The following is a 15,200-nucleotide window of genomic DNA, read 5'->3' as shown; positions in this document are numbered from 1 at the left end:
CCCGCAGGGGGCCGGCCAGGGATGGCCGGCCGTTTTCGCGCGACAGGAGTCGCGTCGAAAACCCCCAGTCGGAGCCCGACCCGGCCCGCAGGGCAATAAGTACACGGCCGCGGCACGCGGCCCTTCCGACGCGGGTCGCCGTAGACGGGGCCCCGAGGGTGGCACCCGCCGGCTCTTGCGACGCAACGCGAGCCGAACGAACGCGAAGCCGAAGGCGAGCCCGCCCGCCCCGCCCCCTCCCACAGGTACGAAAAGCGGCAAAAAAGAAGCCCCGGACTGGCCGGGGCTTCGGTGACGCTATCGCCGCTGAAGCGGCTCCCACAGCCGCTGAAGCGGCTCCTACGGCGGCTGGAGCGGCTCCCACAGCGCTGGAGCGGCTCCAACAGCGGCTGGAGCGGCTCCTACAGGGATGCCTGGGAACGATCGCCTCAGACGATGTCGTTGAGGATTCGCTTGGCCGTGTCTTTCTGCATCTGCGTGCCTTCCGACATCACCTCGTCGAGCATCAGGCGGGCGCCTTCGGCGTCGCCCATGTCGAGGTAGGCGCGAGCCAGGTCGAGCTTCGTGTCGACCGGGTCGTCGCTGAAGCTTTCCGGGCTGTGATCGGCGATCGGCTCCTCGTCCGGGAAGGTCGGCTCGTCGAAGCGAGGAAGGTCATGCGCGGACGTGGCGGCCGCTTCGGTCTCGTCATTGAACGACCAGGACGCGCGATCGTCGCTGAGCGGTACCGCGTTGCCAGCGTCGTGCCCGCTCGAACCGTGCGTCGGCACCTCCGTGTAGAGGGAGCCCGGCGCGTCGACATCGAACACATCCGGTGCGTTGGGGCGATGCTCGGCCTCGGCGCGCTGCACCGGGGTCAGGTCGAAATTGAAATGGTATTCGCTGTGCTTCTGCGGCGTCGGTACGGCGGGATGCTCTTCCTCGTCCGCAGCGGTCACGTAGGTACCCAGATCGAACTTCTCGAGGGCAGCGGCTTCGTCGTCCGGATGAACGTGGCCCGGCTTGTAACGGTCGTGCTCGTCCAGGCCGTGCTCATGCTCGTGCTCATACGGCTCGTCGAGTTCGTCCGTCGGAACGCCGCCGAACAGCGGATGGCTGGGAGCGAGGTCTTCGCCCATCGTCACCACTTCGCGCCATTCCGGCTGCTCGGGATCGGCGACATGGGCGAACATCGCCTCGGCGGCAGCCTCGAAATGCTCCACGTCGCGACGGTGGTAGTACAGGCCTACCAGTTCGAGGTGCAGGCCGATGTCGTCCGGATGCTCGGCCAGCGCGTCGAGGATTTCGCGCTGGTCCTGATCCATCGCATCGTTATGGCCGAGGGTGTCGAAGTTCGGTTCACGGGCGAAGCGATCCGCCAGCGAGGCGGACGCCGGGCCGGCTGCGACCGTCTTCCTGCGGCCGAACACCGCGGCGACCAGGAGCAGGAGGATGACGATCGCGCCGCCGCCCCAGGCCCAGGTCTGCAGGTACCAGGGATCTTCCTCGACGACCGCTGGCGGCGTGAACGGGTGCACAGGCGGCTTGGCGACCGCGGCGGGATTCGCCGCTGCCGGTGCCGGAATCGGCGTCGTGACGACCGCCGGCGAAGCAGCGGTGGCCGCGTGCGCCGGGATGGCGGGCGCAGCGGCGACCGCCGTCGCCGTCGACGCCGCGGCCGGCGAGGGCTGGGCAACTGCCGGGGCTTGTGCGGCAGCCGCTGGCGACGCCACCGTGGCCGCCGTCGCGGGCTGACCCGACGCCTTGCGCGTTTCCGCCAGCTTGCGCTGGAGCTCGGCGATTTCCGAGTCCTTCAGGCTGATCAGCCGCTGGTTCTTCGTGTTGATTTCTTCGAGATCGCCGATCCGCGATTTCAGTTCGGCACCCTGCTGTTTGAGCGAGGCGACCGACTCCTGCGAGCTGGAGAGCTCCTGCTTCAGGCCGGCGACCTGCGCGTCGCCCTTGCCGTCCTTACTGCCGGCGCGGGTCGAAGCGGCATCGCCGCCGTCCTTCGACGGGACAATGGCAAGGCGATCGTTGGCCGGGGCGGCAGCCTTGGCCGGGGCCTGCGTGGCACCCGTGGAGGCCGCATCGGCGACCACCGAAGGCGACCGTGCCGCCCCCGAACGCCATGCCTCGTTCTGACGGCGCACTTCCACCAGCGCGGCCGCGGCCGACTGGGCCTGCACGTCGTCGGCCGAAGGAATACGCAAGACCGCACCGGTCTTCAGTGCGTTGATGTTGTCGCGATAGAAGGCATCGGGATTGGCCTTATGCAGGGCCAGCAATACCTGGTTGATGTCGGCGCCGCTCAAGTGATCACGGGCAATCGTCGACAGGTTCTGGCCGCGCTGGACCGTGACGGAGCTGTCACCGGCGCCCGAGGGCGTCGCGGCAGCGCGCGCGTGGGAAGGCGCCGGGGTGGCGCGTTCCGGCGCCGTGGCCGATTCGCTGCGCGACGGACGCGACTCGCTCTGCGTCGGCACGCGGGGTGGCACGTCCGATGTCCGCGATGGCTTGGCGGCCGGTGCGCTGGCCACCGTGCCGGCGGCCGACGACGGCGTCCCCGGCGGATCGAGCAGCATCGTGATCTCACGGACGACCTTGTTGCCGTCGGTCGAGACCTCGACAAGGAAATCGAGATAGGTGTCGCGCACCGGTGCCGCGCTGGTCACCTTGATGACCGGCTGGCCGCTGGCGTTCTTGCCGACCGCGAAGCTCAGCGCCACGGGCAGGCCGCCGCGATTGAGGCCCGCACGGGAGAACGCCTCTTCCGAGGCGAGAGCGACATGGACGTTATCGATCTTGCCCGATACGCCATTCAAAGGGATTTCCGCTACCAGCGGTTGGTCCATGGTCGAGCGCACCTGGACCGGGCCCAGGTCCTGCGCCAGGGCATGACCGCCCCCCGTGGCAAGCGCCAGCATGATCGACAGCTTCAACGTACGGTTCATTACTCGCTTCCCCCGAACTAATACCATGCTGACGGCGCGCCTCTTTCGGGCGGTCGGCCGCGAAGGCGCCACTGTAGTGCACCCCAGCAACAACTAACAATAGCGACTACGGGCAGTTACGAAACAACGTTGAGTCGTTCGCGAGGCCCGTACACGCCCCCCTGACATGTTTATGGCTTGCGCTGAGCATCCAGTTGGCGCTCGAGTTCGGCGATTTTCCGGTCCCGGTCGTCCAGTTGGCGGCTCGCCGCCTTCGAATCGGACTCCAGCGCATCGACCCGGGCCTTGAGCTGCCTCACGTTGACGTCTTCGGCCTTGGCTTCCCCCTGCACCGCCGCGACCTTGGCACGGGTCGCGGCGGCCGGATCGGCCTGCGCCGCCTTCGCCTGACTTTGCTGGGCGGCGCTCGCCAGGGGCGAGAGCACGACGAGCAGGCTGGCGATGGCGGCGCGGTGGTTCATTACAGATAGTCCTCGATCAGGATCTCCGCGATCTGCACGGCATTCAGCGCCGCACCCTTGCGGATGTTGTCGGCCACGACCCAGAGGTCCAGGCCGCGCTCATGGGAAATGTCTTCGCGGATACGGCCGACAAAGACCGGATCCTTGCCGGCGGCATCGCCGACCGGGGTCGGATAACCACCCGGCTTGCGCTCGTCCTTCACGACCAGGCCGGGGGTCTGCTCGAGCAGCTCGCGGGCGCGCTCGGCCGTGATCTTCTCGCGCGTCTCGATGTGCACGGCTTCCGCATGCCCGTAGAAGACAGGCACGCGAACGGCGGTCGGGTTCACCTGGATCGAAGGATCCTCGAGGATCTTCCGGGTCTCCCAGACCATCTTCATTTCTTCCTTGGTATAGCCATTGGGCTGGAAGTCGTCGATCTGCGGGATGACGTTGAAGGCGATCTGGGCCGGGAACTTGGCGCTTTCCACCGGTTGGAAATTGAGCATCTGGGCGGTCTGCTTACCGAGTTCTTCCGCGCCGCTACGACCGGCGCCCGACACCGACTGGTAGGTCGCGACGTTGATCCGTTCGATGCCCACTTCGCGATGGATCGGCGCCAGTGCGACCAGCATCTGCATGGTCGAGCAATTCGGGTTGGCAATGATGCCGCGGACCGTGTAATCGACGATCGCGTGCGGGTTCACCTCGGCCACCACCAGCGGAATATCGTCCTGGTAGCGGAACTCGGAGGTGTTGTCGATCACCACGGCGCCGGCCGCGGCGGCGCGCGGCGCGTGCTCCCGGCTGACCGAACCGCCCGCCGAGAAGAAAGCGATGTCCACGCCTTCGAAATCGTATTTGGCCAGATCCTGGACGACATAAGGTTTTCCGGCGAAGTCGACCGTGCCGCCCGCCGAGCGCTCGCTCGCCAGGGGTACCAGTTCGCTGACCGGAAAGTCCCGTTCGGCGAGGATCGAAAGGAGGGTTTCGCCGACCGCGCCGGTCGCGCCCACCATGGCCACCTTGTAACTCGTCTTCTTGCTCATTTTCGCTTTCGTCAGGGCGTGGAGAAACAGGTCAGCTGGCGTCGGCCAGTACACCCGGATTGATGATCGTGGGTGGCCGGCCGGCGTGAGGACCATGTCCGAACGCCGCCAGCACATTGTCCACAGCCAGCGCCGCCATATCGCGACGTGTGTCGCGACTTGCGCTGGCGATGTGCGGACTGAGTACGATATTTTCGATTTTCAGCAGGTCCGGGTGGACCGAAGGCTCGCCTTCGAACACATCCACGCCCGCCGAGGCGATGGTCCCCGCAGCCAGGGCGCGGGCCAGTGCCGCATCGTCGACGATGCCGCCACGGGCGATATTGACCAGGACCGCGGTCGGCTTCATCGCCTTCAGCTCGGCCTCGCCGATGGCGTGATGGTTGGCCGGCGTATACGGCAGGACCAGGATCAGGTGGTCGGACTGGGCCAGCAGCCCCGCCTTGTCGACGTAGTTCGCCGCGCATTCCCGCTCGAGCGCGGCATCGAGCCGCGAACGGTTGTGATAGATGACCCGCGCCCGAAAGCCGGCCGCGCGGCGGGCGATGGCCTGGCCGATGCGGCCCATGCCGAGGATGCCGATGGTCTTGCCATGCACATCGGCCCCGAGCCAGCCCTCGAAACGCGAGCCATGCCACTGGCCGTCGCGCAACCAGCGCTCGGCCTCGCCGACCCGACGGGCCGCGGCGAGCATGAGGGCCCAGGCGTAGTCGGCCACCGTCTCGTTGAGCACGTCCGGCGTATTGGACGCACCCACGCCGCGCCTGGTCAGCGCATCGATGTCCAGGTTGTTATAACCGACGCCGAGATTGGCCACGAAGCGCAACCTCGGGGCGCGTTCCAGCACCTTCCCGTCGATCTTGTCGGCGAGACCGACGATGGCGGCCTCGCAGCCGGCAAGCCGTTCGGCGAGTTCGGCCGGAGAAAAAGCGCGTTCTTCCGCCTCGGCATGCACCTCGAAACGATCGCGCAGGCGGTCGACGATGTCCGGGAAGAAGGGCCGGGATATCCAGACCTTCGGCTTGTCAGTCATCGGTTCCTCCCTGCAACGTGCCGGGAATCCGCGGCGGTACCACGCCCACGTCACCGCACTGGGCCCGATGACGCAGGGCCTGGTCCATCAGGACCAGGGCCAGCATGGCCTCGGCGATGGGCACGGCACGGATGCCGACGCAGGGATCATGGCGCCCCTTGGTCACGACCTCGGTCGGCTCCCCTGCCCGGTCCACGCTGCGGCCGGGAATGAGAATGCTCGAGGTCGGCTTGAACGCCATCGAGACGACGACAGGCTGGCCCGAGGCGATGCCGCCGAGGATGCCGCCCGCGTGGTTGGAAAGGAAACCCTCGGCAGTCATCTCGTCACGGTGCTGGCTGCCCCGCTGGGCCACGGCGGCGAAGCCGTCGCCGATCTCGACACCTTTCACCGCGTTGATCGACATCATCGCGGCGGCGAGTTCGCCGTCCAGCTTGCCGTAGATGGGTTCGCCCCAGCCGGCCGGCACGTTGTCCGCGACGACGGTGACACGGGCACCCACCGAATCGCCCGACTTGCGCAGGGCATCCATGTAGGACTCGAGTTCGGCGATCTGCGTGGCATCGGGCCAGAAGAAGGCGCTGGTCTCGATCGCCGCCGCGTCGAAGCCGCGGGGCACGACATCGCCGATCTGGGATACATGGCCGCGCACGGTGACACCGTACCGTTCGGCCAGCCACTTCTTGGCGACGACACCGGCGGCAACGCGCATGGTGGTCTCGCGGGCCGAGGACCGGCCACCACCGCGGGGGTCGCGCACACCGTACTTCTGCCAGTACGTGTAGTCGGCGTGGCCCGGACGGAAGGTGTCGAGGATGTTGCCGTAGTCCTTGCTGCGGGCGTCCGTGTTGCGGATCAGCAAGGCGATCGGCGTGCCGGTCGTGACACCTTCGTAAACCCCGGACAGGATCTCGATATCGTCCGCCTCGCGGCGCTGCGAGGTGTGTCGCGAGCGCCCGGTGGCGCGGCGCTCGAGATCGGCGCGGAACTCGGCCGCCTCGAGTGCGAGGCCGGGAGGACAGCCGTCGATCACACACCCGATCGCCGGGCCGTGGCTTTCGCCGAACGTGGTGACGGAGAGGAGCTTGCCGAACGTATTGGAGGACACGGTGCTTCCGATAGGGGTTTAGTTTCTCGCGGCGCGCGCAGCGGAGATATCAGCGGCATGCTCGAGCAGGTCGCGCCGTTCCAGCGCGAAGATGCCCATCTGGCCGACCTTGAACTCCAGCCAGACGAAAGGCAGGCGCGGCAGCAACGCGACCAGTGCGTGCTCGCTGTCGCCCACCTCGACGATCAACAGGCCGTCTTCGCTGAGATGGTCGGCGGCTTCGTCGAGGATGCGCAGCGTGATGTCCAGTCCATCATCGCCGGATGTCAGGCCGAGGACCGGTTCATGGCTGTATTCGGCCGGCATGGCGGCGTATTCGTCATGGGTCACGTACGGTGGATTGGAAACGATGAGGTCGTAGACCTCGTCCTTGACGCCGGCGAAGAGATCCGACTTGATCGCACGCACGCGGTCTTCCACATGCTGGTAGGCGATGTTCTCGTTCGCCAGCGACAGCGCGTCGTCGCTCACGTCGACCAGGTCGACCTGCCAATCCGTGTTGTACTCGGCCATGGCGATACCGATGCAGCCCGAGCCGGTGCACAGGTCGAGCGCGCGCTCCACGTGGCGGTCGTCCAGCCACGGGGTGAAGCGGCTCTCGATCAGCTCGGCGATCGGCGAACGCGGCACGAGGGCTCGGCGGTCGCTCTTGAACTTGAGGCCGGCGAACCAGGTCTCGCCCACCAGGTAGGCCACCGGCACGCGCTCGACGACCCGGCGCTCGATCAACGCCAGGACTTTCTCGCGCTCCTCGGACACCAGCTTGCCGGCGCCGTAAGCGGGCGGCAGGTCCGGCGGCAGATGCAGCGCAGCCAGGACCAGGTGCGTGGCCTCGTCGATCGGATTGTCGTGGCTATGCCCGAAGGTCAGGCCGGCGGCCGAAAAACGGCTGGCGCCGTAGCGGATGAAATCGATGATGGAGGATAGTTCGCTGGTCACGGGCTGGGGCTTTCGGTGTGGCTGGCTCGTGAGTATAGCGGCCGCGGCCGCGCTGGGTTCTGTGCGGGAGGCTCCCATCGCAGAACCCGATCACCCTGCCATGGGCCCCGGATCGCTCGTTGCCGGCCGGCCGTCCTCGTGATGGCCGGCGAATCGCCGGAGATAGCGAGGGGTATCGGGCGTTACGACGGCAATGTCGTACCAGCCCGCGCTGGAAGCCAGGTCGAGGGACACGACCTGGTTTGCGCCGGGCGCGAGTGTCAGCGACGGCGGCGGGTCGCGGTCGTACGCATTGGCGAGGCGGCAGACGACAGGCACCGCGCCCCGGTTACTCAACACCACGTCCACGGCACGCGCACCGGCCTTCCCGCGGACGACGGCCTCGAGCGCATCGCTGGGAAAACCGCGCATCGCGGCGAAGTATCCGTTCGGCCCATGGATGCGGCGGTCATATGCCTCGCCTGCGCTCGCGAGCGTCCATTCGTCGACGATGCTGGCCCCGGCGCTGACGGCGTAGCGTCGCGGTGGCGCGTCGCGGTCAAGCCCGTCGTAGACGAGGAAGGCGGCGCCGGACGTACCCGAGTTGGTGAACGCGATGCGACTCTTACCGCCGTCGAGGCGATGTTCCACGGTCCACGCATAGCCGAGCGCGCGTGCCGGCCGTACGCCGGGCTCCTGCGCGGGCATCGATTGTGCCGACGGCACGTGGATCGGCGTCTTGCCCGCCGAGCCTGCGGGCAAGGCGATCGTGGGCACGTGGTTGTCGGTCGTGCCGGCGAAATCGAACGCACTCGTCAGGTCGCCACAGATCGAACGACGCCAGCTGCCGATATTGGGTTCCCGCACACCGAAACGACGCTCGAGAAAGCGCAACACCGACGTGTGATCGAAGGTTTCCGAGCACACCCAGCCGCCACGGGTCCAGGGCGAGACGACGATCATCGGCACGCGATTGCCCAGACCCACCGGCTGCTCCCCTGCGGGATCGCTGCCAGGAACCAGGGGCGCGACGATCCGGGGATGGGCATCCAGATCCATGATCTCGTCGTCGAGCCCGTCGAGCAGATCGTCCGAGACCATGCCTTCGCCACCCTGCCCGCTCGCCAGCGGCGGCGCCGGCGGTACGACGTGGTCGAAGAAACCGTCGTTCTCGTCGTAGTTGAGGAACAGCACGGTACGTGCCCACACCTTCGGGTTTGCCGTGAGGGCATCGAGCACGCTGCGGATGTAGAACGCTCCGTCGGCCGGCGACGAGGTAGGGTGCTCGCTGTATTTGTAGGGCGCGACGATCCAGCTCACCTGCGGCAGACGATCGTGCAGCACGTCCGCGCGGAGCTCGCGCAGGGTGTGCGTGGACACGCCGTTACGGACGAGCGGACCGGTCGGATCGGCGCCCTCCTTGATCTGGTATTTCGCGAAGAACTCGAGCGAATTGTCGGTGTAGTTATCCGTCGGCGAACCCGGCTCGCCGGTGCCACCCTGGTAGACACGCCAGCTCACGCCTGCCTCTTCGAGCCGTTCCGGGTACGTCGTCCATGTATACCCGTTGGCATCCGGGCGCTCTTCGCTACCGGGTCCGTTCGCCTTGCTGCCGAGGCGCCCGGACGGATCGGAGGTGCCACTCCACAGGTAGATGCGATTGATCGCGGTGTCGGCGAGCGCGGAGGCGTGGTAGGCGTCGCAGACCGTGAACGCATCCGCGAGCGCGTAATGAAACGCGGCATCCTCGCGGCGCAGATGCGCCATGGTCAGCACGTCCTGCTTCTGTTCGATCCAGCGGTCGCCGCGCCCCAGGTTCCATGCACCGTGGCCCGTGCTCCAGCCATGGTCGGTGCCCTCGTGATGATCGCCACTGGCACGCGTATCCAGGTGGAAGGGATAGACCCAGGCGATGTCGTCGGCCACGCCACGCGACTTCCAGTACTTCGTATGCGTCGTCGCCACCGGCTGGCGCCAGATGGGATCGCCATTCGCCAGCTCCACCACGCGGGGATCGGCGAAGCCGCGTACGCCACGCAGACTCCCGAAGTAATGATCGAACGAGCGGTTCTCCTGCATGAGGATCACCACGTGGGCGACATCCGCGATCGTGCCCGTTCGGCGGTCGGGCGGTGTCGCCAGCGCGCGCGCAATGGCGGCCGGAAATGCCTGGCCAATCAGTGACGCCGTCGCCGCGGCTCCGGCGGCATGGAGGAAACGACGACGATCGCGGGAAAACATGGAGGATTCAGTCCTTGGCGAGCGATTCGATCAGGGCGGCATGCAGGGCCGGAGTCGCCGCGGCGACGACGCGACCGCCGCTGTCGAGGCCCAGCGTGCGGCCTTCCCAGTCGGTGATGACGCCACCGGCCGCCTGGACCACCGGCGCGATGGCGAGGTAGTCGTACGGCATGAGATTGGCTTCGATCACGGCGTCGATATGGCCGGACGCCAGCATGCCGTAACCATAGCAGTCTCCTCCGAAACGGCGGGCGTAAGCGGCACGGCTGGTACGGTCGAAACGCGCCCACTCGTCGGCGGTGAACATATCGGGCGTGGTGGTGTACAAGGTGGCCGCTTCCAGCGTCGTGCACCCGCTGGTCCGGCAACGAGCGCCATTCATCGTCGTACCGATGCCCACGTGACCGATCCAGCGTTCGTCGAGCGCCGGCATATCGAGGATGCCGAGCATCGGCTTGCCATGATGAAGCAGCGCAAGCAGCGTGCCCCAGAGCGGCCAGCCCGAAATGAAACTGCGCGTGCCGTCGATGGGATCGATCGACCAGACGAACTCGGCGTCGGTACGCGTCGCGCCGTATTCCTCACCGAGCAGGCCGTGTTCCGGCCAGGCGTTCCCGATACGTTCGCGCAGCATGGATTCCACGCCCCGGTCCACGGCTGTCACGGGACTCATGTCACCCTTCAGGGTGACGTCGACCGGCTGGCGGAAGCGAGGCAACGAGAAGGCGCGTGCATTGTCGGCGATGCCCGTGGCAAACACCTCGAATTCCTTCCGCTCCGCGGCGGACAACGATTCCATCAATGACACTCCTTGACTGAAAAAAACGTGCGCCGTCTAGCGTTTGCACGTTTCGGATTGATGACAAAAACGAAAATTCTCTACTGGACCGGATGCCCCATGTTTGCAAATATACCCAAATCGCCACACGGATGTGTCATCTTTCAACCTTGGGGATCGAGCCGGCCATCATGCGTCCAACCCGCCAAATCGGAAGCGTCCTCGCGCTGCTCGCGGCATGCGCCGCCGTGCGTGCCGGCGACGTCACGGTTTATTCGGCGCTCGAAAGCGACGAGATAGCCATCTATCTCGCGGCGGCGAAGAAGTCCCTGCCCGATATCGACGTACACGTGCTGCGCCTGTCCAGCGGCGATCTCGCCGCGAGGCTGCTGGCCGAATCGGCCGAACCGCGCAACGATGCGATCTGGGGGATGGCCGTCACCGACATGCTCGATCCACGTATCGCGGCCCTTCTCAGCCCGGTGCACGGTAGCAACATCGACCGCATGGCGGCGAGTTTTCGCGGCGGCGATGCCCTATGGTTCGCGCCCACGGGCTACCTCGCCGCACTGTGCGTCAACCGGGAGGCGCTCGCCGAGCGTGGGCTGCCGATGCCACGCACCTGGCGCGACCTGACCTCGCCCATGTACCGCGGGCAGATCGCCATGCCGGATCCCGCATCGTCGGGAACGGGCTACATGGTGCTCGCTTCGCTGTCCGATGCCGGCCGTCATGCGGAGGGCCTGCGCCTTGTCACCGATATCGCGCGCAATGTCGGCCAGGAGACGCTTTCCGGCTCGGCGCCCTGCAAGCTGGCGCGCATCGGCGAGTTCCCCATCGGCATCTCGTTCGCCTTCTCGGCGATGCAGTCGATCCGCCAGGGCTATCCGGTGACCATGGTGATCCCGAGTGACGGCATGGGCTACGAGCTCGAGGGTTCGGCGTTGATGAAGCATGCCGCCCATACGGAAGATGCGAAGCGCTTCCTCGACTGGACCGCCTCGCCGGAAGCTGCCGCGCTGTATCGCGGCTTCAAGGAAATCGTCGCCACACCCGGAAGCGAGCCCACGGACGAACAACTGCGGCAAGGCCTGCCCGCCCATCTCGTCGCGACGCTACCCGCGCGCGACTTCGCCACCGCTGCGCGCGAACGCGCGGCGCTCATTGCCAGGTTCAAGCAACTGACGCGTTGACGCGTCGGCTGCGGGGGAGACGAGGGGAATGCATCTTCGCATCGACGACATCGCGAAGGCCTGGAGCGGACACACCGTGCTCGACGGTGTGTCGTTCAACGCCGGCGAAAGCGACTTCGTCTGCCTGCTCGGTCCCAGCGGCTGCGGCAAGACCACACTGTTGCGCATCGTTGCCGGCCTGACCGCACCGGATCGCGGACGCATCGTCCTCGACGGTCGCGACATCACCGCCCTGCCCGCGCGCGAACGGCGCATGGGGCTGGTCTTCCAGTCTTACTCGCTGTTTCCGGACATGACCGTGGCCGCCAACGTGGCCTACCCGATGCGACTGCGCGGCGAATCGCCTGCCGACATCGCCACGCATACGGCCGGCTGGCTGCAACGCGTCGGCCTGGACACGCTGGCCGCGCGGTTTCCCGACCAGCTCTCCGGCGGCCAGCAGCAACGCGTGGCCCTTGCCCGCGCGCTGGCCGCCAACCCCTCCATGCTCCTGCTCGACGAGCCACTGTCCGCACTGGATCCGGCCATCCGTGCGCAGCTGCGTGGCGAAATCCGCGCGCTGCAGCGTTCGCTCGGCATTCCGACCATCATGGTGACGCACGACCAGGACGAAGCACTGGCCATGGCCGACACCATCGTCTGCATGAACCAGGGACGCGTCGAGCAGATCGGGTCGCCGCGCTGCCTGTACGAGCGACCGCGGACGCGCTTCGTCGCCGACTTCATCGGTCAGGCCAACCTGCTGCCGACCACGTTCGTCCGCGAGACGCTCCCGGCGTTCCTCGAGCGCCGGCCGCCCGGTCCCGATGCGACATTCGAACTCTGCCTGCGCCCTGAAGATTTGCTCGTCGATGCGGACCCGCGCGGTGAAGGCGTGATCGAGGACATCACCTTCCTCGGCAACCTGGCCCGGGCCAACGTCGCCTGGCGTGGTCGCCGGGTTCTCGCGGAACTGCCGGGTCGCAGCCCGCTCGTTCGGGGTGAAACCGTCTCCATCGATGCCGTGCGCGGCGCCTGGGTGAGCACGTGAGCAGCGTCGCCGCACCGCTGGCCGTCGCCCGCCCGCGCTTTGGCCCGGCGCTTCTGCTGGCGCTGCCGGTGCTGGGCTTGCTTGCGTTCTTCGCATACCCGTTGTTCACCGTGCTGTGGCGCAGCGTCACCGACGCGAGCGGCGCATTGACCCTGGCCAACTACGCCCGGTTGTTCGAAGACCCCGGCCTTCCCCGCTCCGCGCTGCACAGCCTGAGCATCGGCATCGCCACGACGTTCACCACGATGGCATTCGGCCTTTGCCTGGCCATGGCCCTGCACCGCTCCCGGATTCCGGGCAAGTTCCTCATTCGTGGCGCCTTGCTGCTGCCGATGCTTGCGCCGTCGCTGGTGCTTGGCCTGGGGCTGGTCTGCCTGCTCGGTCGAAACGGTCTCGTCCATCGCCTTACCGGCCTGCCTACCGACATCTACGGGTTCTGGGGCTTACTGGTCGCCAACACCCTTTATGGCCTGCCGCAGGTCGTGATCATCGTCTCGGCCGCGCTCGAGCGCACGCCGGCACGTCATTACGACGCCGCGGAATCGATGGGCGCGACACCCTGGCGGCAGTTCCTCGACGTCACGATCCCGCGCCTGCGCTTCGCGCTGCTTGCCGCGGCCTTCCTCGTCTTCACCGAAACGCTCACGGATTTCGGCAGCGCCGTGGTCGTCGGTGGAAGCTATCGCGTGCTGGCCATGGAGATTTACAGCGAGGTGGTCGGCCAACTCGACTTCGCCATGGGTGCGACACTGGGCGTGGTCCTGCTGGCGCCGGCCCTGCTGTCGGGGTGGCTGGGTCGCCTGGCCAAACGCCGGCAAGACAGCGGCGATGCCAGCCCGGGACGCGCACTGGTTCCCGCCGTGCATCGCGTGCGCGACATCCTGCTCGGCGCCATCGCGATGCTTGCGCTGATGCCCATCGTGGCGGTGGTCGGCACGGTGGCCTATGTGAGTGTCGTGAAGCTGTGGCCTTACGACCGTACCCTCACCGTCGCGAACTACGCCGGCGGCATGCCCGACGGCTACGGTCCGGTGGCGACCTCGCTCGAGGTGTCGCTGCTTGCCGCCATCGTCGGCGTGATCGTGATCTTCGCCCTGTCGGCCGGATTGCGGCGCGCCTCGCCGCGCCTCGCGCGCCCGCTACAGGTGCTGGCGTCCTTGCCCGCCGCGGTGCCGGGGATGGTGCTCGGTCTCGGCTACGTCCTTACGTTCAATCATGGCGCCCTCTCGGGCTGGTTCTATGGGAGTGCCGCCATCGTCGCCGCCTGCAGCCTGTACCACTACCACGCGCAGGCCTTCCTGACGGTGCAGACCGGCATGCGCCAGGTACCGGATGCACTGGAAGACGCCGTGGCCTCGTTCGGTGGCGACACGCGGCACGTGCTCCGCGATGCCGTGCTCCCCTTCGCCATGCCGGCAGCCGTTTCGGCGTTCTTCTATTTGTTCATGCGCTCGCTGGTGACGTTGTCGGGCGTGATCTTCCTCGTTACACCGGGCCTGGGCCTCGCTTCCGTCGCCGTCATGCGGTTGGACGAAAACGGGTTCCTTGCCCAGGCCGCGGCGTACGCCATGTGCGTCGTCGTGGCCGGCGCGCTCGCCCTCGGGCTGATGCGCCTCCTCCTCCACGTACTCAAGGACCGACGCCATGTGGCATGAAGAAAGGCATACCCGTATCCGCGACCTGCTCCGCACGAGCGGCCAGGTTTCCGTCGAACGCATCGTCACCGAATTGGGCGTGTCGCGCGAGACCATCCGCCGCGACCTCGTCGAACTCGCCGAGCGCGGCGAGATACGTCGCGTGCACGGCGGTGCCGTCCTCACCGGCGACGAGCCGCCGATCGACGTACGCCACGCCACCCGCGTCCGCGAGAAACGCGCCATCGCGAAGAAAGTCGCCAGCCTGGTCGAAAGTGGCCAGACCATCTTCATGGATGCCGGCAGCACGATGACCCTGGTGGCCGAAGCGCTCGCTACCCGCAGCGGCCTGACCATCGTCACCAATGCGGTCGACGTCGCCGCGCGCTTCGCCGCCCGCACGGGCAACGAAGTGCACCTGCTCGGCGGCCGCTTCAACGCACAGATCGGTTGCACGGGCGGCTCGGCGACGATCGCCGAAATCGCCCGTTACCAGCCGCACCTGGCGATCCTGTCGCCGGTGGGCATCGAGGCGAAAGCCGGTGCCAGCAGTTTCGAAATGGAAGAAGCCGAAATCGCACGGGCCATGTGCGCGAACGCACGCCGCATCGTGATCGCGGCCGACCATTCGAAGATCGGCGTACGCAGCCGCGTCGCCTGGTGTCCCGCGGATCGCATCGACGTGCTGGTCACCGACCGGCGCTCGGAGAAATCGCGCGCCATCGCCGCTATCGGCAAGGCCATCGGCGAGATCGCGTATGCCTGATCGAACCGCCTGAAACAACAACGCGCCAGGAAGGCCACGTTCCGCCCGCCATTTAGATCGATCCAAACCTCACTGTC

At 67.0% G+C, this 15,200-nt stretch carries 12 protein-coding genes; 4 read left to right on the top strand and 8 right to left on the bottom strand.

The genetic code is table 11. From position 1 onward, the window contains the following. Nucleotides 1-428: 428 nt before the first annotated feature. The 8 genes from VM621_RS09100 to hisN form a co-directional block, all read right to left on the bottom strand. Nucleotides 429-2,933, bottom strand: coding sequence for a FimV/HubP family polar landmark protein (locus VM621_RS09100; protein ID WP_325468649.1), 2,505 nt, complete (start codon nucleotides 2,931-2,933; stop codon nucleotides 429-431). A 170-nt stretch (nucleotides 2,934-3,103) separates the two neighbouring features. Continuing rightward, nucleotides 3,104-3,394 carry a hypothetical protein gene (locus VM621_RS09095; RefSeq protein ID WP_325468648.1) on the bottom strand — a complete coding sequence of 97 codons (291 nt, stop codon included), beginning with the start codon at nucleotides 3,392-3,394 and terminating at the stop codon, nucleotides 3,104-3,106. Further along, the gene (locus tag VM621_RS09090) at nucleotides 3,394-4,422 is read right to left on the bottom strand and encodes an aspartate-semialdehyde dehydrogenase (RefSeq protein ID WP_325468647.1); all 1,029 of its coding nucleotides are present in this window, start codon (nucleotides 4,420-4,422) and stop codon (nucleotides 3,394-3,396) included. Before VM621_RS09090 ends, VM621_RS09095 begins: the two co-directional genes overlap by 1 nt. A 31-nt stretch (nucleotides 4,423-4,453) precedes the next feature. Next, nucleotides 4,454-5,455, bottom strand: coding sequence for a D-glycerate dehydrogenase (locus tag VM621_RS09085; RefSeq protein WP_325468646.1), 1,002 nt, complete (start codon nucleotides 5,453-5,455; stop codon nucleotides 4,454-4,456). After that, nucleotides 5,448-6,563, bottom strand: a complete 1,116-nt coding sequence (gene aroC, locus VM621_RS09080) for a chorismate synthase (protein ID WP_325468645.1) — start codon at nucleotides 6,561-6,563, stop codon at nucleotides 5,448-5,450. The genes VM621_RS09085 and aroC overlap by 8 nt, the downstream gene beginning before the upstream one ends. Before the next feature lie 18 nt (nucleotides 6,564-6,581). Further along, complete coding sequence (prmB, locus tag VM621_RS09075; RefSeq protein ID WP_325468644.1) at nucleotides 6,582-7,502, bottom strand: 50S ribosomal protein L3 N(5)-glutamine methyltransferase; 921 nt, start codon at nucleotides 7,500-7,502, stop codon at nucleotides 6,582-6,584. 90 nt (nucleotides 7,503-7,592) lie between these two features. Next, nucleotides 7,593-9,722, bottom strand: a complete 2,130-nt coding sequence (locus tag VM621_RS09070; RefSeq protein WP_325468643.1) for a phosphocholine-specific phospholipase C — start codon at nucleotides 9,720-9,722, stop codon at nucleotides 7,593-7,595. 7 nt (nucleotides 9,723-9,729) lie between these two features. Further along, nucleotides 9,730-10,521, bottom strand: a complete 792-nt coding sequence (gene hisN / locus VM621_RS09065; RefSeq protein WP_325468642.1) for a histidinol-phosphatase — start codon at nucleotides 10,519-10,521, stop codon at nucleotides 9,730-9,732. 170 nt (nucleotides 10,522-10,691) lie between these two features. Here hisN and VM621_RS09060 point away from each other — a divergent pair, with 170 nt between their 5' ends. From VM621_RS09060 to VM621_RS09045, 4 genes are read left to right on the top strand one after another with little or no spacing between them, the layout of a single operon-like run. After that, nucleotides 10,692-11,693, top strand: a complete 1,002-nt coding sequence (locus VM621_RS09060) for an ABC transporter substrate-binding protein (RefSeq protein WP_325468641.1) — start codon at nucleotides 10,692-10,694, stop codon at nucleotides 11,691-11,693. A gap of 28 nt (nucleotides 11,694-11,721) precedes the next feature. Then, on the top strand, nucleotides 11,722-12,723 hold the full coding sequence (locus VM621_RS09055) for an ABC transporter ATP-binding protein (protein ID WP_325468640.1): 1,002 nt from the start codon (nucleotides 11,722-11,724) through the stop codon (nucleotides 12,721-12,723). After that, nucleotides 12,720-14,378, top strand: a complete 1,659-nt coding sequence (locus tag VM621_RS09050) for an ABC transporter permease subunit (RefSeq protein ID WP_325468639.1) — start codon at nucleotides 12,720-12,722, stop codon at nucleotides 14,376-14,378. The genes VM621_RS09055 and VM621_RS09050 overlap by 4 nt, the downstream gene beginning before the upstream one ends. After that, nucleotides 14,368-15,123 carry a DeoR/GlpR family DNA-binding transcription regulator gene (locus tag VM621_RS09045; protein ID WP_325468638.1) on the top strand — a complete coding sequence of 252 codons (756 nt, stop codon included), beginning with the start codon at nucleotides 14,368-14,370 and terminating at the stop codon, nucleotides 15,121-15,123. Before VM621_RS09050 ends, VM621_RS09045 begins: the two co-directional genes overlap by 11 nt. The last annotated feature ends 77 nt before the right edge of the window (nucleotides 15,124-15,200 follow it).

This window comes from Luteibacter sp. (assembly GCF_035539195.1).
GTDB lineage: Bacteria > Pseudomonadota > Gammaproteobacteria > Xanthomonadales > Rhodanobacteraceae > Luteibacter.
The sequence above is the reverse complement of the archived record's forward strand: the minus strand, read 5'-3'. Positions and strand labels throughout refer to the sequence as shown.